Consider the following 22945-nt stretch of genomic DNA (forward strand, 5'->3'; position numbering starts at 1 on the left):
CTTACATTCCCCGGCCAACCATAACGCTTTAATTTACGTGAGGCCTCTGCCGACAATCTGAGTTGACGAAAGCCCAGCTTTTCTACGGGACTTTTCCAGGAAGTAATCCGCCAGTAACAGAACATCATTCTCTCTTTGTGATAAGGGTGGAACTTCCAGTGGATATACAGAAAGACGGTGATACAAGTCGGCCCTGAAACCTCCGTCTTCTATTTCCTTCAACAGCTCCCGGTTTGTTGCGGCAACTATCCTGACATCGACATGCTGGACTGTATCTTTACCAACCGGCTGGATTTCACCGCTTTGCAGCACCCTCAGCAATTTACTCTGTACAGCTAAAGGTAGCTCGCCCACCTCATCAAGGAAAATAGTTCCACCGTTCGCCAGAAGGAATTTACCTGGCCGCTCGCGATCCGCCCCCGTGAAAGCGCCCTTTGCATGTCCAAAAAGCTCTGCCTCAGCCAGAGTCTCCGTTAAGGATGCGCAATTGAGGTAAACAAGTGGTTTTTCCCTGCGAGAAGAGAGCCTATGTACAGTGCGAGCCACTAACTCCTTGCCGACACCTGTCTCTCCAAGGATCAGGACGTTGTAGTCAGAACCTGCTACCAGCTCAATATCACTGCGCAGGGCTTTCATGACTTGGCTCTCTCCAATGAGCTCCCCACCATCTCGTAGAAAAGCCTCCTGTGTCAGTTCTTTTACCAACTGTTCTGCATGTTCTGCAGAAAGGGAAAGCTCTTTTAACTCCAAAGCTGTTTTTAGTGTTGCTGCAGAAAGGGCTGCTATCAACTCAAGGGTTCTGTCACTAATTTGGCCATAAGCATCTGAAGCCATGCTATCGAGAGTTAGCAAGCCCACCAAGTGGTTATCAGAATACAGGGGCAAACCCATGCAAGAGTGCACCGGCAAGTCCCCTTCCCTATCCAGTAGTAAGCCATCAAAAGGGTCTGGCAAATCACAATCTGATGGGAAGCGAACTGGATTTTCTGAGGCACAGATCTGGGCAAGGCGCGGATGTTCATTGACTACAAAACGGCGGCCAAGCGTTCTTCTGGCAAGCCCTTGTACCGCCAGGGGGGTAAGTACATTCTCATTTAACCCCAATAGGGCCACGGCATCACACTTGATGGCTTTGCGGATAGTAGAGAGCAGGCGTTCAAAGCGGTCGCTGTTGTTCAGGCTATTAGCCAGATCCAATGCTACTTCCAACAGGAGATTGGCGTTGATATCTGTCATACATGCATAGGTCCATATGATCTATTGAGGTCATTATGACACATAAAGTTATCAAGTCATAATGACATGTTAAAACCGAAAAAAATCTTCAACTTATTGATTTATAAGCATTTTTATTTTTGGCATGGGGCTTGCTAGTTATATAGCGAAACCAAAATTGCCATAGAGGTTAAAAATGCTCGACACTGAAAACCCTGTCCTGCGCAGACGCTTCGAACTTCTGCTCAAAGCTGGCAATCTGACCCTTCTACTGTCAGTTCCTTTTTTGATAGTAACTGTCGTTATCTGCTACCCCATGTCCCACTATTTCTCCCTTCCGGCACAAGTCGCTGGCCATATCTTTATGGTGATCAGCGCGACACTAATAAAAATCGGATACATAAGCCGCTGCGTCGCACAATATAGCCTCTCTTTAGAGGTGAAATAAGTAGCCGCTTTCTCACTTATTGGCTGAACGCAACTATCAGCAATTTTTACAGGCATTGGACTAATGCCTCTGTTTCGGATTGTCCACGATAAATTTTCCGTTAGATGTATATAGGAGCAAATCATGTTGACATCTAGAGAAATCAAAATTGTTAAAGCCACAAGTCCAGTACTCGATAGTGCAGGCGTAGATATCACAAAGTATTTCTACAATAGAATGTTCTCCTGCAATCCTGAGTTAAAAAATATATTCAATATGAGCAATCAGGAAAGTGGTAAACAGCCATTTGCCCTCTTCAGTGCCATATCAACTTTCTCAAGGAATATTGACAACCTCCCAGTCCTGGATCCGTTAATTGAGAGGGTTGCTCAAAAGCATACCAGCTATTTTATTCAGCCTGAGCAATACGAAATCGTAGGAGACCATCTGCTTGCCACTCTCGTGGAGGTTATGCCGGATACATTCACCTCAGAAGTTATTGATGCTTGGCAAAGAGCTTATAACCTATTTGCGAAGTTATTAATAGAGCGAGAATATGAACTCTATGACTTCTCAAGAAATACCTTCGGAGGCTGGCATGGCCCCAGGCAGTTTATTGTAGAGGATAAAACCGTAGAGTCTGAGCTGGTTACCAGCTTTCTCTTAAGACCAGAGGATGGAAATGGTGTAATTGATTATCAACCTGGCCAATACCTGGGAATTCGGGTAAAACCTCCAAAACATGAATACCTTGAGATCCGTCAATATTCACTCTCCGATAAACCCAATAGTGCAACCTATAGAATCAGCGTAAAAAGAGAAAGCCAGCCTAGAGATGGTATTGTCTCCTCTTACTTACATGAAACTGTGGAGGTTGGGGATATCCTGGAGGCCTACCCACCAAGCGGCGCATTTTTTCTAAAAGATTCAATAAAGCCAATTGTATTGATTTCTGCAGGTGTTGGCCTAACTCCTTTGTTCTCCATGCTGGAATCCATACATGAAAAAGAGCCAGGCAGGAAAATTACGTTCTTGCATGCCTGCGAGAAAGAAGAGCAACACTCGTTCAAGGAACGACTTGCGGAACTATCTTCAGTCAATTCAAACATAAAACACTACTACTGGTATGCTTCAGGCGCTAAAGGAGACAGCTTTTCCGGACTTATGCATCTGGATTTTATCCGGGAACAGCTGCCCATTACCCAGGGCGATTTCTATTTATGCGGCCCAACAGGTTTCATGAAGAATATTAAGGAACAACTTATGGAACTAGGAGTTGATTCCGGTAGGATATTTTATGAAGTGTTTGGTCCGCATAGTGATATATAGAAAATAAAAGTAAAGTATAAAATCACTTTTGCATTCTAAACTATACGATTGCTTACAATGGCTTCATCTGTTGGGACTCGCTAACCAGGCAGGCTACCGCCAGGTGAAGTCTTGAAAAGCCGACGTCATTAGAGCGGACAGACTAAAGCTTAAAAACTCTCTCAGCATTCTTATACAAAAAAAACTCCGATACCTCTTCATCTAGCTCCAACAGATGCATCTCTTTCATGCAGGCTTCCGGTGTCAGCATCGGGTAGTTAGTGCCAAACATCACTTTATTCTTGCCATGGGCCTTCATAAATGAAACCAACTCTTTGGGGTATCGCTTAGGTTTATATGCAGAAGTATCTATATACACATTTGGAAACTTGGTGGCGAAAGCGATCATCTCGTTATGCCAAGGATAACCTATATGACCACAAACTATCTTCAAATCTGGGAAGTCAAGCGCTACTCTTTCGATATGAATAGGGCGACCGGATTCAGAACTGCGTAAGGGGCCTGCGAGCCCAACTTGCAAACAAACAGGTACATCCAGCTCAACGCAAGCGGCATACAGTGGATAATAAAGGGGATGCGTACATGGAAGCTCCCACAGCCACTGCACGATGCGCAAGCCCTTAAAGTCATGCTCACAGACATATTTACGTAACTCTTGAACTGCCTCTATGGGGTTTCTCAAATCAACTGAGGCAAGCCCAGAAAATTTGTCTGGGTGAGTCGAGGTTATTGCAAGAACTTCTTCATTACTAATCAATGCTCCGCTAGGACCATACCAAGCAGAGATAAGCGCCTTGGAGACATTCGCTGATTCCATCGCCAGCAATGTCCACTCCAGAGGCAACTCTTCAAAGTCTTGTCGTGTCCACCTCTTCAATGTATCTAAAAAGGGCTCAGAAAGAAAACGCTTTGTTGGATGCTGAGCCCATACATCAATTACTGTCGTCATAGTAGCAGCTCCCTTATATTAGGTTTGCTATTAAGTATTCTATGGAGTCCAATGCTTCCTTGCATAATCCTACAAAGTTTGTAGTGCGGTAAAAGTACTAAACCACATCATTCATAGTTACAATATCTGCCTACTTATAGTCGTTAACTAATTGGCCATTTGATGACTGTTGAAACTGAGGATGTTTATCCTCAATATCGTAAAAATCAGACTTTTCGCTGACAAATATATGCCCCATGGTTTTCAACCCGGTCGGGCCATCCAGTGATCCAGCAATAATTCCAGTTGCATCAAGCTCATACGGCTCCCAAAAAAGCCCTGAGCCACACTCCCGGCAAAACCCCCTGCGAGCAATGTCTGATGTTTTATACCAAGCTAACCCGTCATCTTTTGTTATCTTAATATTAACTTTGCGAGCTTTTGTGTGGGGACCAAAGTTTCCATGTAGCTTTTGACACATATTACAATGACAGTTTACTACGTTTCGCAGCGGCCCTTTCACCTCGTATCGTACAGCTCCACATAAACAACCACCGACTGAAATTGCATTATCATCGATCATATAATTTACCTGTATATATTTAGCACCACAGTTAACCGGAAAAATTCAATTAAGTATATCCTTTGACACTATTTACCACTTCATTGGTTAAAATGGTTTATCCAAAGTGTAAGCACAACCCAAATAGATCATTTTATATACAACCAGAAAAAATAATGACCTAACGGAAGCGGCAAACGGCTTTAGTAAAAGGGTTGTTCAAATCACCTATTTTTCTTTTCCCTTTAGAATGCTATTTTTGCCGCGCTGAAAGCTAAAATGAATAACGGAATATTGGATAAAAAGAAAATAACAAAACGAATTTCAATCTTATTCCACAAGACCTGGACAAGACTATGAAGTATCCGCAATCCAACATACAGCCAAGAAGCAATAACATTCACCTCTGTAGCTCCATCAAGGAAAGTTAGAGAAAGCACAATGGCATAGAAGACAGTAGGCTGCTCCAGTAGATGATTGTAATTATCCGCTTTCCAGCGAACTCTTGGCGGAAGTTTCGACATTTGAGTGCCAGCTGGTGCCTCGGGATCTAACTTCATTTTCATAGCGGCAATAGCTGGCAATCTCGTAGCGTACATCCATAGCCACATTACCAGAGACCAAATCACTAGCGCTATTATCGGCTGAATTAACTGAATATTTGCTTCCATGATCTCTCCGGCCATCCTCTAATTCACAAATTTATCATTTACTTAATAACAACATTACTAAACAAACACCAAAATTGTATGGCACTATTCCAACCAGAACAATTACTAGTTATCCGCATCTCCAGCTTGCTGGTCTATTTATCCATTGAAGACCAACTCTCTTATATTGCTAATCCTTTAATCATTAATATACTGAGCTATACCAAGTGTTGCGAGGTAAAATTAATTATTTTGCTCTTTTAAATATGCTTCTCATAACCGGCTATAATCGTAGTGCTCTGCACTGATAACTCGAAGTACTTTTCCTTTATAGTTCGGTATTCAGGGTCGGAGAAGAATTTGCTCATCATCTCTTCAGTTGGAAACCTGATCGTAAATACGCGATTAATCTCCAAACTGCTTTCAGACTTCAACACCTCTGACACCCTGAAATCATATCCAAATGAGCCATCATACGCTTCTAATATAGGCGTCATCGCATCGCGATACGCTTGGTAAATATCATCATTACTTACTTCCAGGCCTACTAACATCTCATACATTATACTTACTCCAAATCTAACCTCAGATCACCGTCAGGCCTTTTCCCATTATCATAGGAACCAATCATTTATCTTCGGCCGACTCTAAACTCCGCTCCTGCTCATCGGCAGATATAGTACTATCGATCCAGTCTATATAGTGAGAGATGCGAACGTTATTTCCTCTATCGCCATAACGCCCACCGTGATACGTGCGCAAATCCCTGTTGCTGGAAACCCAAGCAACAAGACCAGCAAGCTGCCATCCTTGTTCTTCCTCGATAAGAACCGGGCTGCCACTATCGCCATTGCCAGCCATACCCTCAAGTGAAACAGCAGATGCTGGCGAATCAAATGTGTAGGAAATCCAGCGCATATCAACACTGGAGATAACATTGAAGGCTCTACGCAAAGAAGTTCGATGTGGGCTATTGGGTTTTGGCCCCTCTTTACCATTACCCGTGCTTCCCTTGCCGATTAACTGGATAGTCTTACCAAGTTCGTCATTGCCACGATAGAGAGGGATTGGCTCCACATCATTGATTGGCTCTTCCAACTTGATTAACGCAATATCATCTGACATTGCGAGGAATTCCTGTAACTTAATGCCTTCACCTGTAGCTAATGCCTCTTTGATAAGGGCTTCGGGTAGCATTTTGTGCCCAGAATGAACGAATACGGACGCAATTTTACGCGGCCGGCTATTAATATTGATCTCCTTAGGGTGTTTCGAACAGGTCACATGTGCCGCGGTAACAACCCACTGAGGAAAAATCAGGACCCCGTGCCCTTCTCCTGGAAAGTCGGCCAATGCTGGCAGTATTGAGGTGGGTACTTGGTAATTCTCATCTTCAATATCATCACGGATAACAATGGCACTGACAGTGGATGACAGGGAAAACAAAACTAAAAAAATGTATTCCTGTACGTACTTCATTTTTTTCACATCCATATTTTCTACTTCGTCTCTATCAAGGCGGCTATTAAGCTTACTCGAAGACTCACTCTTTTCCCTAAATTTTTATAACCAACTCCACTTGACTGGGAACCCACCATACTTAGTACAAATTGTTCACAAGTTGATATATAAAAATAACTATCTATTTATTATCTTCTAAGCTATTCATAGCCTTGGGAACTTCGAATTTTTATACTCGAAGAATATTTTCTTCTACAGATGAATAACCTACCCACGAATAATATTGGCTTCTAAGTTAAAAATTAAATATTTATTTATCGATACATATTGCCTGGCTGACTCCAGATTGAATTTTCATACGGTGCACAAGTACCATCCAGGTCAGGTTATAGTTAAACCCTCTAAGCTTAAACGCTTCTTAGGAAGGAGTTGCTGCAGGTGAACAATGCGCGAACAGACTAAGCTCCTTGACATCATTGTTTACGCATCTCGTAAGGCTCAAAGCCCTTTCCAGGATCTACAGCTTGAAGTAGCCCCAAGCACCTTCACCTGCACGAGGATCTTCGGAGAACCATAGATAGAGGCTGCCCCGACTTTTAATTATGAACATAGGTATCGAGATCGATTTTACCCCTGGCATTGACCTTTACCCTGAATAAAAGCCGCTTTTCCACCTATAATTTAATTTTAAGCTAGTTAAAAGGTGGATTTTTAACTACTAATAGCATATAACTTTAACTTGTGTTAATAGATCAAAAAGCAGCTATTAAACAGCTGATTAGTAACTTACAGATGGAATAACAGCTACAATGGCCTTCCACGGACAGTCTGATAAACAGATACTCTATACGCTGGGCAACAGGCTCAGAGAGTACCGCTTGCGGATGAACCTCACCCAGGATGATATGGCTGAGCGTGCCGGCTTATCTACCTCCACCATCAAAGGGTTAGAGGCTGGTCGCGGCAGGCTCGACAGCCTGGTTGCGGCACTGAGAGTGCTTCGACGGCTGGATGCACTGGAAGCTTTCCTCCCAGCTCCAACTGTTAGTCCCATGCAACTTGCTATGCATGGCAAGCAGCGGCAAAGAGCCAGAGCCTCTGGCGCCACTAAAGCCCTTAAAGAGGGGGCTGATGAAGGCACCCCCAAGACCCCGGCAAGAAACATTAAAAAGAGGGATAAGCCAGAATGGTAAATCGAACAAATACTGCAGTAGTGCATCTGTGGGGGGAAATAGTTGGCGCTGTCCATTGGGACGACAGCGGGTATGGTGCTTTTGAATATGCCCCAGAGTTTTTACAGCGCAGGCTGGATATTGCCCCTATTACCATGCCTATCGAGTCTCCATTAGAACCCTATATGTTCCGCACACTCAATCGGGACACCTTTAAGGGACTGCCGGGGCTACTTGCAGACTGTCTGCCCGACAAATTCGGTAATGCCGTTATTGATGCCTGGCTCGCTCGGCAGGGGCGGACTCCGGAAAGCTTTAACCCCATTGAGCGGCTTTGCTATACCGGTACCCGTGGTATGGGAGCGCTGGAATTTCAGCCCGCGGTGGATGGCAGCTTTAAGGATTCTGTCGATCTCAATATTGAGGAGCTGGTAAAACTAGCTGCAGCCATTACCCACAGGCAAACTGACCTGAACGCCCAACTTGGAAAGAGTGATACCGAGAAATCCGGGGCATTGCTGGACATATTAAGAGTGGGTACCAGCGCTGGAGGCGCCAGAGCAAAAGCGGTGATTGCTATGAATAGCGAGGGGGATATACGTTCGGGCCAAGTTCCCGCGCCGAAAGATTACGACTACTGGCTGCTGAAATTTGATGGTGCCGGGGATCTGGAACTCGGCGCCACCGATGGGTACGGGAGGATTGAGTACGCATACCATCTTATGGCCTTGGAGGCTGGTATTAACATGACAGACTGCCAGCTTCTCGAAGAAAACGGCCGGGCACATTTCATGACGCGGCGCTTCGATCGCGTGAATGGCAAGAAGCTACATATGCAATCTCTCTGCGGCATCGCGCACCTGGATTTCAATATGGCTGGCGCCCACTCTTACGAGCAGGCCTTCAGCGTTATGCGTGAACTCTACTTGCCCAAGAATGAAGCGATTCAACAATATCGCCGAATGGTATTCAATGTTTTAGCCAGGAACCAAGATGATCACACAAAGAACATTGCATTCCTGATGGGCCCCGAAGGCGAATGGTCTCTGTCGCCCGCATTCGATGTAACCTACGCCCACAATCCGGGGGGCGCGTGGACCAGTCAACATCAGATGAGTATCAATGGTAAGCGCGACAATTTCCAATTAGAAGATTTGCTTGCCGTAGGGAGGGCAATCAGCATCAAGCGGCCAATGGATATTGTTGAAGAGGTAGCAGCAGCCGTGAATAAATGGGAGGGCTTCGCTGAAAGCGCTGGTGTATCCGAAAGCTGGATGATCGAAATCCGCCAAAACCAGCGACAACTCTGCTGATCGATAATCCAGACAGTAAAATACGCAAGGGAGCGTAATTCCACCATACCGACACCCGAAAAAAGCAAAGTAGCAATCGCCCTACCGCTCCAGTAGATACTCCTGTCAAAGCACCCCAACTGCTATCTTGATTCAGTTATTGGAATTGATAACCGAACAAGAAGCGAGGCCCCCATCATGTCTTCAATGTGCCGCTTAGCCCTGCTGGCTGTGGTATTTGTTGACCTAATGGGCCAGGGACTCCTTTTTCCAATTATCAATGAACTGGTTATGTCGACAAAATTCCAGTTCTTACCTACAGATACGCCCCAGGCGACACGGCATCTATATTATGGCGTCGTTATCTGTAGTTTCTTTCTGGCTTGGTTTGTCGGCTCTGTGTATATCGCAAAGCTATCCGATAGTATTGGGCGCAAGAATGCTATGGTGCTATGCCTGATAGGTGCTCTTGTTGGTTATGCAATAACTATCCTCTCTCTGGTTAACAGCAGCCTCTGGCTCCTGATCCTGGGGCGAGTGGTCAGCGGATTCACTGCAGGCAACCAGCCTATAGCGCAGGCGGCAATGATTGATGCCAGCAAGACAGAACTGGAAGCCTCCAGGAACCTGGGTCTTCTAGTGGCCGGCATGAGTGCCGGCGCGGTTGCCGGCCCTATCATGGCTGGCTTGTTGGCAGATAGAGAACTACTGGGGAATATCGCCAGCATTCAACTGCCCTTCTACTTTGCGCTAGTGCTTGTCGCCATCACCCTATGCCTAATCTTGCTCTTCTTCCATGACAGCCGAAAGGCGCCGATGCAGCTCAAGCTGCGATTCCTGGATCTCTTTACACAGTTCATACATTTAAAAGACCGCCCAGGGGTAATCAGGCTTTGCCCCGCCTACCTCTGCTTTATGCTGGTACATCTCAGCTTTTATATCTTTATCGCCAATTACTTGAGTAGCCGGTTCCAGGCAGGCTTGCTGGTGACCAGCATGGCCATGCTGACTATGGGCATTGCTGTGGCGATATCCAGCCTGTTTATGGTTAAGCCAGTCTTATCACGCTGGAGCAAGCCATTGGTTATCAAATTATCTGCCTTGGTTATGGGAGGCAGCGCTTTAGTCTTTGCATTCAGTAATCATATTTGGCTTTGTTACTTGAGCATTTTTTTTGCCTATCTCTGCTTTGGGCTCGCCTACCCCGCCCTCTTGAAGACATTTGCCAATAGCGTCGATGAAACTGAACAGGGCTGGGTAATGGGAATAGCCACCGCGGGCTTTACGCTGGTAGCAAGTCTGATTTCCCTGGTCGGTGGGGGAGCGATGGAATTGAATATTCGGTTGCCATTTTTTATCACTGCTGCCGCAGCAATATTGGTCCTGTTACTAATTCAGCTGGGTTGGCGAAACTTAGCCAGAGTGGAGAAGTGAGAAATCAGTAACTTACGTCTCATGAAAGCTTCCTCAAGAGTGAGATGTCAAAGCTACAACTGCACCTGGAGCCGTATGGGGCATGGATGCCAATAACGCATCCAAAAGAGGCCCTGCAGTATTTGCTAGGGCCAATCATCCAGATTAATTTTCGACTCAACTAGCAGACAACTTGCTCATGAGGCAGCCGGCTAGCTGCTGACTCGTTTGAGCCCCGCCGCAGATCAACCATGCGCGCGATAAACCAAATAAATGCCTCCACCTGACCATTTAAAATACAACTCCCTGCACAGATGCTTTTCAGTAACCCTTGTACATCGGAGGAGTGCAAGGCGGAAACTGCATCGCTACTTTTTAGGAGCATTGAGCAGGAAGGCAGACCGGATATTTTATGATCACTTAAGGTTACATTTCCGTCGTAGTACAAAATCCTTACCGGCTCAGACTGGTCAGTGACACTTACAGACATAGCCAGGTTTGGAGTTGGGGCTGAGCCTCCTGCTAATGATCGTTTAAGATAGCTGGAGAAATTATTCGCCCAATCTTCCACTTCGGACTGCGCTATGCTCGGGTCCATAGCTTTTTCTTTTGTGGCAACCAATAAGTTATCAACTTCCCGCTCCGCCTCAATCAGGGCTTCAACGGTCTTGTCCACATCCCCTTTCGTATGGGCTGCTGAGCAAATAAGCCTGAGCCGGCCACGCCCACTCTCCACTATGGGATAGGTAACCGCCGATGTCTGGACACCGCGTTTATATAACTCCTGCACTATTGCAAACAGCTTATCTTTGTTACTAAAGTGCGGCGTAACAATAGGCCCATCTCCTGTCCCCAGATCATAGCCGGCTTGTTCGAACCGCTGCCGCATATAGCGTGTCGTATCCCAGAGCCGCTCCCGTAAGCCATCATCGGTGCTAAGCCTCCGCAAAGCCGTCAGTGCCGCGGCAATATCTGCAGGGCTGATCGAAGCCTGGAAAATATAAGCTCTTGATGATGACCTCAAAAGATCTACATACTCTTCCTTCGCGGCAATAACGCCACCAAGACTGCCCAGCGCCTTACTGAGCGTCGTCATAATGAAATCCACCTGGTCGGTAACTCCCTGCGCGGCACAAATGCCCGCTCCACGTTCACCATAGAATCCGAAGGAATGCGCCTCATCCACCAAAACGAGCGCATCATATTTCTTTGCTGTACGAACAATTTTGGCTACCGGTGCGGCGCCCTCCCCCATGCTGTATACGCCTTCCAAAACAACGAGGACTGTACGGTATGGGGATACTTCTGACTCAAGCACAGACTCCAGGTCGGCGGCATCATTATGCTTGAATGTCCGGATTGTTGCGCCACAGAGACGGGCACCATCAACAATAGATGCATGGCAAAGCTGGTCTATAACCACCACATCGTCTTCACCAAGAAGACCTGCAACCACTCCAACATTGGCGGTATACCCTGTAGGGAACAAGCATGCACTCGGTTTTCCTACCAGCTCTGCAAACTCAGTCTCGAACTCCAGGTGGAGATCTGTGAGACCTGACGCAGCGGCAGAAGTACCCATCCCAGTGCCAAACTTCGCTACCGCGGAAGCGGCTTCCTCCATAACTTCCTTATCCCGGTTCAGACCAAGATATAGATTGGTTGTCCAGATTATTGCTTCCTGCTCTTCATCATTGTAAACATCACTCACTGTGCCCCGAGTAGCACTACCTGTGCGCAGCACTTTACTGTAAGGGTTTCGGCGCTGGTCGTTCACCATATACATGACTTCTTGCACCAGCTTACTCTTATCCAGTGCAGACCAGGACGGTGCTTTTGCAGCCTGGAAAGTCGGATGGCTAGACTGTATATGCGATTGGAAGCTGGCAAGTGAATCCGATGCTGCACGATTCACTTTTTCATTCGAATCCTTAGCTGAATTATCACTCAAACCACCAAGGATGTGGTTTGCCAGGGCATTTGGGGTTGCGTAAGTCATAATCGCCTGGGAAGCAACCGAACGGCCCAGGTTATTGCTCAAACGCCGAGCCAATTCCAAGGTTGTGAGAGAGTCGAGACCGAGGCCAGAAAAAGATTGTTCCGGTAATACTTCTTCTGGATCTGCAAAATTAAGGAGTACGGCCACCTCTCTTTGAATAATCGACAGTAAAATTGCTTGCTGTTCTGAGCTGGAACCGATCAGGCGTTGCATCAAGTCACTGGTACTGTTCTCAGTATCAACACTTGATCCCAACCCAGCATAGCTCTCCTCTAGTTTCATCAGCTTTTTGCGATCGAGCTTATCGTTGGGTAACACAGGTAATGCTTCTAAGTGCCTCACGATTTGGGGGATCATATATTTCGGAAGCCGCTGCGCCAGGAAATCTTTAACGGCTGTATCTGTTATCGTCTTGTCCCGGCTTACAATGTAGACTGCAAGCATTTTCTGACCAATGCCACCATCTACGGCGGCCGCTGCAGCAGATTCAATACCCGGCATAGTCTCAAGCGTCGACTCTATCTCCTCAAGCTCAATACGGAACCCCCTGACCTTAACCTGCTGATCAACTCTACCAAGAAATTCTATCTCACCATTTTCCGTCCACTGACACAGGTCTCCCGTTCTGTACAAGCGGCGATCCGGGATAAGGTCACTAGATTCCCTCTCGATAAAACGCTCCTTAGTGAGAATTTCATCATATAAGTACCCTCTTGCCAGTTTGCTTCCAGCCAGATACAACTCACCGGCTTCACCCGAAGAAACCGGTTGCATGGACTCATTCAAAATATACGCACGGGAACCTGGCACTGATTTTCCAATCGTAATCGCCTTGATGCCTGGTTCAACTTCGGTAATTGTTGAGTAAACCGTATCCTCAGTAGGGCCATAGGCATTGAACACCCGCAGCCCAGGTTTCAATGAATAAACCTGTTCAACCAGGGATCGCTTTAACGCCTCACCACCAAATACCAGGCACTGAAGCCCCTCGGGTAACTTTTCAGTGGCTAGTAATGTCTGCATTGCCGATGCCACAGATACACAGGTTCTTACTTGATCCGCTGCCGGATGGTTTGGCAAATCAAGTATATTCTTACCCAGTATTACCGTGCCCCCGAGTGACAAGGTGCCAAATATTTCCATTACAGAAGTATCGAAACAGACTGAGGCCCCTGCGAATACTCCCTGGAGTTCCTTCTCACTGAACAACTCACCCATAGAGTGACACATTGCCACAATACACCGATGCTCAACTGCAACACCTTTTGGTTTGCCAGTAGAACCAGAGGTATAGATAACATAGGCCAAGTCATTTGCTGATGGCCTGGCATGACTATCTAAAATCTCCTCCCCTTGGTCGCTCACTTTGTCGAGCCAGATTAACTCACCCACTTCGCGACATAGGTCAGCAGAGCTATCGTTATCCACGATAGCCGCCAAAGCACGTGAGTGTTCCAGCATGTAACGAATGCGACCTTGAGGGTAAGCGGGGTCTAAAGGTACATAGGCACACCCCGCTCGCATTACGCCAATTAAAGTTGCCACAAGCTCCCAGGAGCGGCTCATGCAAACCCCGACCAAAGATCCGGGCTTAATACCACGAATCTCAAGTTCAGCTGAGATCGCACTGGCCCGTTGAAGCAGACGCTTAAAACTCACACTGGCTCTCCCATCGATAATGGCTAATCGATCAGGGGCCTCCAGCATTTGCTGTGCGATCAAACTGCAGACTGAAATATCGGTTTGGGGCTGTATTTTGGAATTTTTAACTGGACTACTCACAGAATCTTACCTTTATATCTTTATTAAATATCTGGAAATTAACTTTCAATTCAATTTAATGTCTTTCAAATTTGGTCATAAATTTCCTAATTTTTAGAAACACCTCCTCTAAACCCAAATCCACAAACTAAAGGGTAATAATTAATTAAAAATCACGAATGACGTATCGCACAAAGTGATACAAACACCATTATTAAGTGAAATCTACTGTTCTTGCGCCATAGTTTTATCTTTTAATCAAGCAAGCTGGAATAACTCTGCAGTGAAAATAAGGAATATATAGGCAAAAGGGCTTTAGGCTAAATTTCTGATTGATCATTGAACTAAATATTACCAGCTCAACCATTTACAACACCTTCTTCACACAGCCTAACTGTAATAATTTTCTATTTATTTTTTATGTCGATATGAAAAAAGTTACACGGTTCCTACTGCTGTGGAAAGATCCCTTTACAATCTTTCACGATCCACTTGGCCATACCTCAAGCCTAATTAGCCATATTACCCAGGGAACTTATTTAAAAAATTGCAACTAATGATGCGATATAGGAAAGGAAAACCTGCAACAGTTAGATAAGCAAGTCTCCTGGTAAAGCAAGTAAAAATACTGCTGCAAAGCGGCTGCCGGTCCAGGATATTTTACAAGAGGATTATTTAAAAAAATCTGGGCATTGGGCTAACTAACCCGCTTTAAACGTTTTTTCGCTTTTTCTCGCCACTCCTGAGAAAGGGATTGTAATTGATAAGCAGTTTCAAGAATCTGCTTACTACGCGTATACTCTTTGTCAAATAGAGCCCTAAACACAGACTTTACGCTAATAGAGCCTGTTAACTCCTTTACTTTCCTGAGTTCATCTCCCTGCCCGATATAGCCTTCTTTAAGTACCCTGAAGTATACACCTGTGTTGAAGTACTCTTTGAATAGTTTAACGGCCTTATCACTGTCTAATGCCATATTGAGCTTAAAGCAAGGGATTCTTGGCTGGCTCACCTCCAGAAGGCAATCCCCCACACGAAACCGGTCACCAATAAAAATCTTTTCTTCGATAAGCCCGGTCACCGTTAAATTTTCACCGAAAGCTCCATAAGGTAATTCGCTTCTGTCCAGAATTCCTTTCCAATATTCATAGTGGTTACTGGCAAATGCATAAACGGCCATATCAACGCCGCCGTGATGCTTTAGGTCGGCCTGTTCATCCCCTTCCAGATTGCCTTTACTAACAAGCACTTTACCTTTCACCGGTTTCTTAAAAATACCGGTGGTGACCGGCTCACCTTTGTATTCAACAACCCTCTTCTTGGAAACATTGATGGAAACAATTTTCATAACTTTATTACTGATCGCTCGATTTCATCACCCTAAGGAGTTTCTTCTATCATAATTCTCGGAAACTTGACACTTGGTTTTTTGAAGGTGATTACTTTCCCACTATAACTTCTCTCATATCGAGCCGATGGCAAAGCTCCAGCAATCAGTAGACACCCACTTTTAATCTTGATCAAAAAAATGGGGTAGGAATAACAGGAAAAAGACCAATAGATAGAACGCAAAAGCGGTATAAGAGTGTAAGAAGAGGCTAAAAGTCAACTAGCCCCTCCTGGCGCCCCCATATTACAGCTTGCTGGATAACTCACGAATCTCATGGTTGAGGATGCGATCGTTATGGCTGTAGTCCATAGGAACATCAATCAGATGTACCCCACCCTCTTTACAGCACTTCTCGATCATTGGTTTTAGTTCTCCTGTTGCCTCGATACGATGACCATGAGCACCATAGGAGTGCGCATAGGCAACAAAATCCGGGTTGCCAAAGTCCAGACCGAAATCGCTGAACTCCATCATAGCCTGCTTCCACTTGATCATTCCGTAGGCGTCATCCCGCAAAATCAGTACGATCAGGTCCATCTTTAAACGAACTGCCGTCTCTATTTCCTGGGAGTTCATCATAAAGCCACCGTCACCACAAATTGCGACTACACGACGATCAGGGTTAACCAGTTTGGCTGCCATAGCCGAGGGCAACCCAGCCCCCATAGTGGCCAGCGCATTATCCAGAAGTACCGTGTTTGGGCATCGTGCTGGGTAATTACGAGCAAACCAGATTTTGAACATGCCATTATCAAGGGCAATGATGCCCTTCTCTGGCATTACTTCCCGCACATCCCTGACCAATCGCTGCGGGCGGATTGGGAAGGTGTCAATCTTGGAAGCTTCATCAATCTGCTTTAACAATGCAGCGCGAATACGGTGGGCATCGGTAAAGCTCCAGTGTTCCTGTGGCTTCAGATGCTCAGTTAATTGCCAAAGGCTGTTGGCAATGTCCCCTATAACCTCGATTTGGGGGAAGTAAACCGGATCTACCTGGGCAGAGTTGAAGTTGATATGTACAACTTCCGCTCCCCCAGGACGCATAAAGAATGGCGGTTTTTCTACTACATCGTGACCTACGTTGATAATCAAGTCTGCCTGCTCAATCGCCCGATGTACAAAATCTCCATCAGATAACGCCGTATTACCAATAAAGTGTGGGCCGGATTCATCAATGACCCCCTTACCCATTTGTGTTGTTACCGCAGGAATCCCCAGCTTATCGACGAACTTACGCAACATCTTTGCCGTGAGCTTTCGATTTGCACCGGCACCAATTAACAATAACGGCTTGCGTGATCCTGAGATAGCTTCTGCAGCATGGCGTATAGCTTTCTCTTCAGCGATGGGCCTGCGGGTATAGCTTGCTTCCAGCACTGGCATTGTGGAGTGCTCACGAGCTATATCTTCAGGAATTTCAAGGTGTGTTGCTCCTGGACGCTCTTCTTCTGAACGCCTGAATGCCTCCCTGACATAAGATGGCACATAGTCCCCACCAACGATCGTTTTGGTGTACTTGGTGAGCGGACGCATCATATCCACGATATTGATAATCTGGAATTGGCCTTGCTTGGAACTCTTAATGGGTTTTTGGCCAGTGACAAGTACCATTGGCATGCCACCCAACTGGGCATAGGCCGCTGCCGTCACCAAGTTTGTAGCGCCTGGCCCTAAAGTCGCCAAACACACGCCCGATCTACCGGTCAGACGACCATATGTAGCAGCCATAAATCCGGCACCCTGCTCGTGACGGGTTAGAACCAGCTTGATCTTGGAGCCACGTAAAGACTCGAGTACATCCAGGTTCTCCTCCCCGGGGATACCGAAAATATATTCGACGCCTTCAGCCTCCAGGGCATGAATAAATAGATCGGATGCTTTCATTGATACGGCTCCTATGATCGCTGGCACTTTTGCCAGCACTTACTTGGATGACGCCAAAGGATGTGGGGCACCAGATGCTCCTGACCTACAACATGACTGCCAGTATTTTTCTAAATCAGAACTGCCAGTGAGCGACGAAAATTTCCAAATTAAATTGGCTTCAAAATAATCATCTTCTTAGGATCCCAGTAGCGGACCAGGCCGCTCGGTCTACATGGTTGCTAACATCAGGGCAAAGGAATGAACTATTAATAACGGGAGTCCTTTCCATCAATACATTGTTGATCCCTGCCTCTGTATGACACCGGATTGTAAGAGTTGCAAATGAAAAAACGCTCGGAAGGCGTAAAAAAGCACTGGGTGCTTTCCCTTGCTGCTCTTGGCGTAGTTTTCGGTGATATTGGCACTAGCCCTCTTTATGCCTTTAAGCTGATCTTCCACCAAAGACATGGTATTCCACTTACCCATGAGAATATCATTGGAGGCGTTTCGGCAGTTTTTTGGGCTCTAGTGATTATTGTCACTGTCAAGTACGTCATCCTGGTGATGCGCCTGGACAATCGTGGTGAAGGCGGGATTATGGCGCTTTTGACGCTTGCTCTTTCCTCAATACAAGATCGGAGGTATCTACGGAAGTTCGTTATTTTGGCTGGCCTTTGTGGCGCTGCACTATTCTTTGGTGACGCCGTTTTAACTCCAGCGATCTCCGTCCTTTCTGCAATAGAGGGCCTTGAGATTGGTGGGGATATTTTTAAGCCGATGGTATTACCTATTGCGATTGGAATTCTACTGGGACTCTTCTTTCTACAGCGATTTGGAACAGAGACCGTCGGAAAACTATTTGGCCCCATTACCGCTCTTTGGTTTCTGTCTTTATTAACTATCGGTATCACCTGGGTCGTGCAAAAACCCGAAATAATTCATGCATTAAACCCAATCCATGCTTTCAAATTCCTTACCGGGCACGGTGTAGCCTCATTTTGGATTCTTGGAGCTGTACTGCTGGTATTCACCGGTGGTGAGGCACTCTACACCGATATGGGGCACTTTGGTCGCACCCCAGTACGTATCGCGTGGCTAGGGCTGGTCTTCCCGGCCCTGACACTGAACTATATGGGGCAAGGCGCCCTTCTGATGGTAGACCCCTCTTCTTCCGACAACCCATTCTTTCGTATGTACCCGGCCTGGGCGCTTTTCCCGATGATCGCCTTAGCCACTGCAGCCACATGTATCGCATCACAAGCTTGTATTTCCGGTACATTTTCTCTTACCAAGCAGGCAATCCAACTTGGCTTTCTGCCTCGCTTGGCAATACGTTATACATCCTCGGATCTTGCTGGCCAATTTTATATACCCGGCGTAAATTTTATATTGATGGCTCTGGTAATTATTGTGGTTCTGGGGTTTGGATCTTCGACTAACCTGGCAGGAGCCTATGGTGTCTCTGTCAGTGGTACAATGCTGACTACAACCTGTATTGCGGCCATTGTCTATCGACACCACCTGAAGTACAGCCTGCCTATCTGTATCCTTGGTGCAATTTTCTTTATCCTCATTGATCTATCTTTCTTCACCTCCAATATTGCCAAAATCAGCCATGGCGGATGGTTTTCAATTACCTTAGGAGCCGTAATTGGGCTACTGATGACGACATGGCGGGAAGGCAAAAAGGCTATAGAGCGCTATCAAAAAAGCAAAGACTATGAACTCGAGCCATTTTTAACTTCCCTATTTAAAGATCCACCAACCCGTGTTCCTGGTACAGCAGTATTTGTGACCACGAACAAAATTTATACTCCCCATGCCCTAATTTACAATCTTAAGCACAATAAGGTCCTTCACGAAAAATTATTATTTCTCATCGTAACAGTTGCCAACACACCCCTTGTTGCACCACGGAACCGGTTTATCATTAGCAAGCTGAGGGAGGGGTGCTACCGCTTAATTCTTCGGTATGGATATATGGAGCATCCGGATGTTGAGCGAGCCCTACGGCGATTATACAATACCCATTTATTGGATATCGATCCAAGTAAAGCATCCTTCTTCCTTTGTAGAACAAATATAATCCCAGTAAAACATGGTTACAGTAATATGCCTCCCTGGCGGGAAAGACTATTTTCAGCCATGGTACGTAACTCAAGTAGTGCGATAGCATACTTCCGAATACCGGCAAACCGCACAGTAGAAATGGGGGAGCATATTATGATCTAGATTCGCTATTTTTTCTGTGAGGCTAACAATGCGACCACCTTGTTTCGGCATTTCATTTCACACTTGAATATTAAATCTTAGCCCTCTCTGGAGTACCGATTAAGTAAAACCCTTTTATCGTCAAGTCACTTAGAAATATTATGCATATTCCACAACTGGCATCAGTTACCTAACAATAAGAATGCACGATAAATTATTTTTATTATTAATTACCAGAAAATGATGACCCAACCCTTAAATTAGGATTCCCTTGATTGTAATATTACCCCTAAACTAATCCACACAACTAGGCACTATTATGAAAACACGCTGTAGCCATGTTTTACTCTGGGTTAAGGATATTCATCAAGCTGTACAGGATTTTCGCCAGCTTGGTTTTACCGTGGATTACGCCACAAAAGAAAAAAATGCCCAGCATGCGCACATTTGGTTCAGTGAAGGGGCAATTATTGAGTTGTTGACATCTCCATCTAATGCTCGCTATTTCAAATGGCTGATTGATGTCTTTGCTGGCCGGGGCGCGGGACGTAGAATGATACGTTGGTCGCAAGAGGGGGAAGGTTTTTGTGATGTTGCCTTAGTCAGTGACGATTTTGATAATGATCTTTCAGTAATGAACCGTGAAGGGGTTCAAACTGGGCGAGCAATTCCCTGGCGACGCACCAAACCAAACGGACAAAAAACCAGTTTTCGCTTTGTTTATCCTCGCTCTGAGCGACTGCCATTTTTAGTGAGTCCGTACAACCCACCTCAATACCCCCAAAAAACAAATCATAAAAATGGTGCTACTGGCCTGAGTAAAGTGCATATGGAAGTCAGTGAGCAGGACTGGCAGTCTGTGCGACGTTTAACCGATCAAGATTCCATATTTAATATCAAACCCGGGCCTACAACCAAAGTTACGGGTATAGAGGTTAGTGGTCTGAGAGAAAATTTGGACCCGACTCTATTGCATGGGAGTACAATCAACCCAACAAGCTAAGGAGCCTCTGAGCTATTTAGTGGATCAATCTCTACAGAGATTGATCCACTCACCATCAAGATAGATAAAACAGTCGTTAACTAAACTGTCGAAACCTCATTACAGACGGTATAGAACCCCAACTCCCGCACGACGTCCTTTTGCCGGCGCCCCTATTCTGACATCAGGCGCATATGTCGCATTGGTGTAACCATATAACTGATACTGCTCATCCAGCAGGTTATCAGCAAACAGGTAGAGCTCCATAGAGTCCGTTTGCAGTGCAACACGTAAATCTACCTTACTGTAAGCATCCAGGTTAAAATGATTTTGCGCATCTGCCGGGCGCTCATCCACGTGGCGAACAGTCAAATTGGTATTGAGAGCCGGAGCATTTAATCCCATAAAGTCTGATAGTGGCTGATAGTAATTTAATGCCAGGTTAGCACTCCAGCTGGGTACATCGGGCACTTCATTACCCGCCATAACATCACCACCGGAAACGCCGTAAACATCTTTGGTAATTTCTGTATCAAGGAAGCTCAAGCCCCCGGCAATACTAAATCTCTCAGTAATAAACCAATCGGCTTCAATCTCTGCACCAAAGGTCTCCGTATCCGCATTCACCGCAGCTGATGAAGCAGTAACAAGATCAAAACCGAGCAAATGGTCATCTTCCACTACGTTAAAGAATATCGCACCGCTTACATTCAAACTATCTGCTTCACTCTTGATACCGACTTCAATGCTGTCAACTGTTGCCGGCCGGTATGCCAAGCTATCAGCTGATTGAGTAGCAAAGTCATTGAAGCCACCGGACTTATGGCCTCGTGCGACCATTGTGTATAGGTTAGTGGACTCACTCAGAGAGTAGCTGAAAGCCAATCGCCCGGTTGCATAGTTATCATCCAAATCTCTCTGGTCTTGCGAGATGTAGTAATTGCCATCCATACCATAGCTGGCGTATTCACCGGCGTAGTCCTTACTCTCTTGGGTGTAACGTAATCCTGCTGTAAATTTAATGGCTTCAGTTATAGGAAGCGTGGTCTCACCATAAATAGCCTGGCTATCAGTTTCATAATCCCGGTATTGGTTGGCGTAAGAGACCAGATTAACAGAGTCAAAGCTTCTCTCAGTATCGTGTAAGTTGATTCCAATCACCCAGAAAGTCGATGCATCAGATAGCGAGGACAAGCGTAAATCCTGGCTGATCGTCTGCTCATCCTGGCTATCGCCGCGAAGATACTCCATTGGGAAGCCAAAGAAAGCTGTCATAGTCTCCGGGTCAAAACCGGTTAGGTAACTAAAATCCGTGTTGACCAATGCAGTGATAGAAGTCAGTTGAGTATTAGCCCATTGGTGATTGATTTCAGTGGAAAATCGCTCAACGGTTTTTTCATTATCGTCAAAAGCTCCTGGTGTGTGTTCACTGCCAGGGTCATCACCGAAAGGTTGTAATAACTGAAGGTTCAGAAAGCCTTCCTGTTGTTGCTTCTCAGCAATAAATAAGGCTGATGTTTTCGCACCCAAATCCCATTCCAGACTACCTCTGAAAGCCAGGTCTTTGGGTTCAGTCATTGGATCGCCGTTAGTCGTATTCTCAACCCAATGGTCCTCACTGATATGTCGGATGGCTACTCGGCCACGGAGTGATTCAGAGAATGGGCCGCTGATAACAGTTTGATATAAACTCTGGTTATCCTCTCCGAGCTCTACACGTCCGTAAGCTTCAAACTCTTCGGTTGGCTTGTTAGTGGTAATATTAATAGCGCCAGCTTCACTGTTGCGCCCGAATAAGGTCCCTTGAGGACCCTTTAATATTTCCAATCTTTCGATATCCAGAGTCCCAAGTGACACATTTCCCGCAGGCATAGATACGCCATCAAGGTTCACTACAACGGAGCCATCATCCTTATTTACCTGAGTCAGTGAACCAACCCCGCGAATACGGATATTTGCATCCACCGCACCACTGGAAGAGTAAACATCTACTCCAGGTGCACTGCGCAATGCATCTTCAAAATTGAGCAGCAATCGGTTTTTCAAATCCTCTTCGTCAACAACGCTTAGGCTGAAGGGAACATCCTTGGCTCTCTCTTTAGTAAGCCGAGCAGTAACTTCGACGACCTCCATCTCACGGTCGGAAGAACTCTCCTTATCTGTATTTTCAACCGCAGAATAGGCTCCGGAAGCATATAGCAGACTTGCCGATATTAGCGAAATTTGTTTCGCAAGTATTTTCTTATCTAGGTTTAAGCTGAGCATAAATTAAATTTCCTTTCTATTA

General features: G+C 45.8%; 16 protein-coding genes and 1 pseudogene. 6 read left to right on the forward strand and 11 right to left on the reverse strand.

Translation table 11 applies throughout. The features are described from left to right. Positions 1–8 precede the first annotated feature (8 nt). Together ACJJIP_RS10305 and norR are read right to left on the reverse strand one after the other, a co-directional pair. Positions 9–56 (reverse strand): annotated as a pseudogene (locus ACJJIP_RS10305) (hypothetical protein); the annotation flags it as partial. Further along, positions 34–1236 carry a nitric oxide reductase transcriptional regulator NorR gene (gene norR, locus ACJJIP_RS10310; RefSeq protein ID WP_444946847.1) on the reverse strand — a complete coding sequence of 401 codons (1203 nt, stop codon included), beginning with the start codon at positions 1234–1236 and terminating at the stop codon, positions 34–36. The pseudogene ACJJIP_RS10305 and the gene norR, both read right to left, overlap by 23 nt. A gap of 550 nt (positions 1237–1786) precedes the next feature. On the opposite strand from norR, the gene hmpA reads away from it, so the two are divergent. Then, positions 1787–2971 (forward strand): NO-inducible flavohemoprotein, encoded by a 1185-nt coding sequence (hmpA, locus tag ACJJIP_RS10315; protein ID WP_444946848.1) that lies wholly within the window; start codon positions 1787–1789, stop codon positions 2969–2971. 142 nt (positions 2972–3113) lie between these two features. On the opposite strand, the gene ACJJIP_RS10320 is transcribed toward hmpA, so the two are convergent. The 5 genes from ACJJIP_RS10320 to ACJJIP_RS10340 all read right to left on the reverse strand — a co-directional run bounded on the left by ACJJIP_RS10320 (position 3114) and on the right by ACJJIP_RS10340 (position 6590). After that, a complete protein-coding gene (locus ACJJIP_RS10320; RefSeq protein WP_444946849.1) occupies positions 3114–3920 on the reverse strand; it encodes an amidohydrolase family protein in 807 nt (268 codons plus the stop codon). Positions 3921–4050: 130 nt separating this feature from the next. Beyond that, positions 4051–4482, reverse strand: coding sequence for a GFA family protein (locus tag ACJJIP_RS10325; protein ID WP_020415376.1), 432 nt, complete (start codon positions 4480–4482; stop codon positions 4051–4053). Positions 4483–4706: 224 nt separating this feature from the next. Continuing rightward, entirely contained in the window at positions 4707–5132 is a 426-nt protein-coding gene (locus ACJJIP_RS10330) for an MAPEG family protein (protein ID WP_444946850.1), read from the reverse strand. A gap of 239 nt (positions 5133–5371) precedes the next feature. Then, positions 5372–5674: a DUF1330 domain-containing protein gene (locus ACJJIP_RS10335; RefSeq protein WP_353375403.1), complete on the reverse strand. Its 303-nt coding sequence runs from the start codon at positions 5672–5674 to the stop codon at positions 5372–5374. 64 nt (positions 5675–5738) lie between these two features. Then, positions 5739–6590: a S1 family peptidase gene (locus ACJJIP_RS10340; protein ID WP_040629505.1), complete on the reverse strand. Its 852-nt coding sequence runs from the start codon at positions 6588–6590 to the stop codon at positions 5739–5741. Positions 6591–7381: 791 nt separating this feature from the next. Between ACJJIP_RS10340 and ACJJIP_RS10345 the strand changes: the two genes are divergently transcribed. The 3 genes from ACJJIP_RS10345 (at position 7382) to ACJJIP_RS10355 (ending at position 10470) form a co-directional block, all read left to right on the forward strand. Continuing rightward, the gene (locus ACJJIP_RS10345) at positions 7382–7765 is read left to right on the forward strand and encodes a helix-turn-helix transcriptional regulator (RefSeq protein ID WP_353375402.1); all 384 of its coding nucleotides are present in this window, start codon (positions 7382–7384) and stop codon (positions 7763–7765) included. Beyond that, the gene (locus tag ACJJIP_RS10350) at positions 7759–9057 is read left to right on the forward strand and encodes a type II toxin-antitoxin system HipA family toxin (protein WP_020415370.1); all 1299 of its coding nucleotides are present in this window, start codon (positions 7759–7761) and stop codon (positions 9055–9057) included. The genes ACJJIP_RS10345 and ACJJIP_RS10350 overlap by 7 nt, the downstream gene beginning before the upstream one ends. A gap of 177 nt (positions 9058–9234) precedes the next feature. After that, complete coding sequence (locus tag ACJJIP_RS10355) at positions 9235–10470, forward strand: MFS transporter (protein ID WP_444946851.1); 1236 nt, start codon at positions 9235–9237, stop codon at positions 10468–10470. Between the two features lie 160 nt (positions 10471–10630). On the opposite strand, the gene ACJJIP_RS10360 is transcribed toward ACJJIP_RS10355, so the two are convergent. From ACJJIP_RS10360 to ACJJIP_RS10370, 3 genes are all read right to left on the reverse strand, one after another. Further along, on the reverse strand, positions 10631–14230 hold the full coding sequence (locus ACJJIP_RS10360) for an amino acid adenylation domain-containing protein (RefSeq protein WP_444946852.1): 3600 nt from the start codon (positions 14228–14230) through the stop codon (positions 10631–10633). Between the two features lie 676 nt (positions 14231–14906). Beyond that, a complete protein-coding gene (locus ACJJIP_RS10365) occupies positions 14907–15557 on the reverse strand; it encodes an MOSC domain-containing protein (protein ID WP_444946853.1) in 651 nt (216 codons plus the stop codon). 285 nt (positions 15558–15842) lie between these two features. Further along, the gene (locus ACJJIP_RS10370; protein ID WP_282950633.1) at positions 15843–17483 is read right to left on the reverse strand and encodes an acetolactate synthase large subunit; all 1641 of its coding nucleotides are present in this window, start codon (positions 17481–17483) and stop codon (positions 15843–15845) included. Between the two features lie 324 nt (positions 17484–17807). Between ACJJIP_RS10370 and ACJJIP_RS10375 the strand changes: the two genes are divergently transcribed. Both ACJJIP_RS10375 and ACJJIP_RS10380 read left to right on the forward strand, forming a co-directional pair. Next, positions 17808–19697, forward strand: coding sequence for a potassium transporter Kup (locus ACJJIP_RS10375; RefSeq protein WP_444946854.1), 1890 nt, complete (start codon positions 17808–17810; stop codon positions 19695–19697). Positions 19698–19995: 298 nt separating this feature from the next. Next, positions 19996–20679 (forward strand): VOC family protein, encoded by a 684-nt coding sequence (locus ACJJIP_RS10380; protein ID WP_444946855.1) that lies wholly within the window; start codon positions 19996–19998, stop codon positions 20677–20679. 99 nt (positions 20680–20778) lie between these two features. Here ACJJIP_RS10380 and ACJJIP_RS10385 read toward each other — a convergent pair whose 3' ends face one another. Beyond that, complete coding sequence (locus ACJJIP_RS10385) at positions 20779–22923, reverse strand: TonB-dependent receptor (protein ID WP_444946856.1); 2145 nt, start codon at positions 22921–22923, stop codon at positions 20779–20781. Between the last annotated feature and the right edge of the window lie 22 nt (positions 22924–22945).

The sequence above is a fragment of the Microbulbifer variabilis genome, assembly GCF_052467165.1.

Excerpts from the sequence above, each read along its gene's own strand:
- norR (WP_444946847.1), bottom strand. The coding sequence starts at position 1,236 with ATGACAGATATCAACGCCAATCTCCTGTTGGAAGTAGCATTGGATCTG.
- hmpA (WP_444946848.1), top strand. The coding sequence starts at position 1,787 with ATGTTGACATCTAGAGAAATCAAAATTGTTAAAGCCACAAGTCCAGTA.
- ACJJIP_RS10320 (WP_444946849.1), bottom strand. The coding sequence starts at position 3,920 with ATGACGACAGTAATTGATGTATGGGCTCAGCATCCAACAAAGCGTTTT.
- ACJJIP_RS10325 (WP_020415376.1), bottom strand. The coding sequence starts at position 4,482 with ATGATCGATGATAATGCAATTTCAGTCGGTGGTTGTTTATGTGGAGCT.
- ACJJIP_RS10330 (WP_444946850.1), bottom strand. The coding sequence starts at position 5,132 with ATGGAAGCAAATATTCAGTTAATTCAGCCGATAATAGCGCTAGTGATT.
- ACJJIP_RS10335 (WP_353375403.1), bottom strand. The coding sequence starts at position 5,674 with ATGTATGAGATGTTAGTAGGCCTGGAAGTAAGTAATGATGATATTTAC.
- ACJJIP_RS10340 (WP_040629505.1), bottom strand. The coding sequence starts at position 6,590 with ATGAAGTACGTACAGGAATACATTTTTTTAGTTTTGTTTTCCCTGTCA.
- ACJJIP_RS10345 (WP_353375402.1), top strand. The coding sequence starts at position 7,382 with ATGGCCTTCCACGGACAGTCTGATAAACAGATACTCTATACGCTGGGC.
- ACJJIP_RS10350 (WP_020415370.1), top strand. The coding sequence starts at position 7,759 with ATGGTAAATCGAACAAATACTGCAGTAGTGCATCTGTGGGGGGAAATA.
- ACJJIP_RS10355 (WP_444946851.1), top strand. The coding sequence starts at position 9,235 with ATGTCTTCAATGTGCCGCTTAGCCCTGCTGGCTGTGGTATTTGTTGAC.
- ACJJIP_RS10365 (WP_444946853.1), bottom strand. The coding sequence starts at position 15,557 with ATGAAAATTGTTTCCATCAATGTTTCCAAGAAGAGGGTTGTTGAATAC.
- ACJJIP_RS10370 (WP_282950633.1), bottom strand. The coding sequence starts at position 17,483 with ATGAAAGCATCCGATCTATTTATTCATGCCCTGGAGGCTGAAGGCGTC.
- ACJJIP_RS10375 (WP_444946854.1), top strand. The coding sequence starts at position 17,808 with ATGAAAAAACGCTCGGAAGGCGTAAAAAAGCACTGGGTGCTTTCCCTT.
- ACJJIP_RS10380 (WP_444946855.1), top strand. The coding sequence starts at position 19,996 with ATGAAAACACGCTGTAGCCATGTTTTACTCTGGGTTAAGGATATTCAT.
- ACJJIP_RS10385 (WP_444946856.1), bottom strand. The coding sequence starts at position 22,923 with ATGCTCAGCTTAAACCTAGATAAGAAAATACTTGCGAAACAAATTTCG.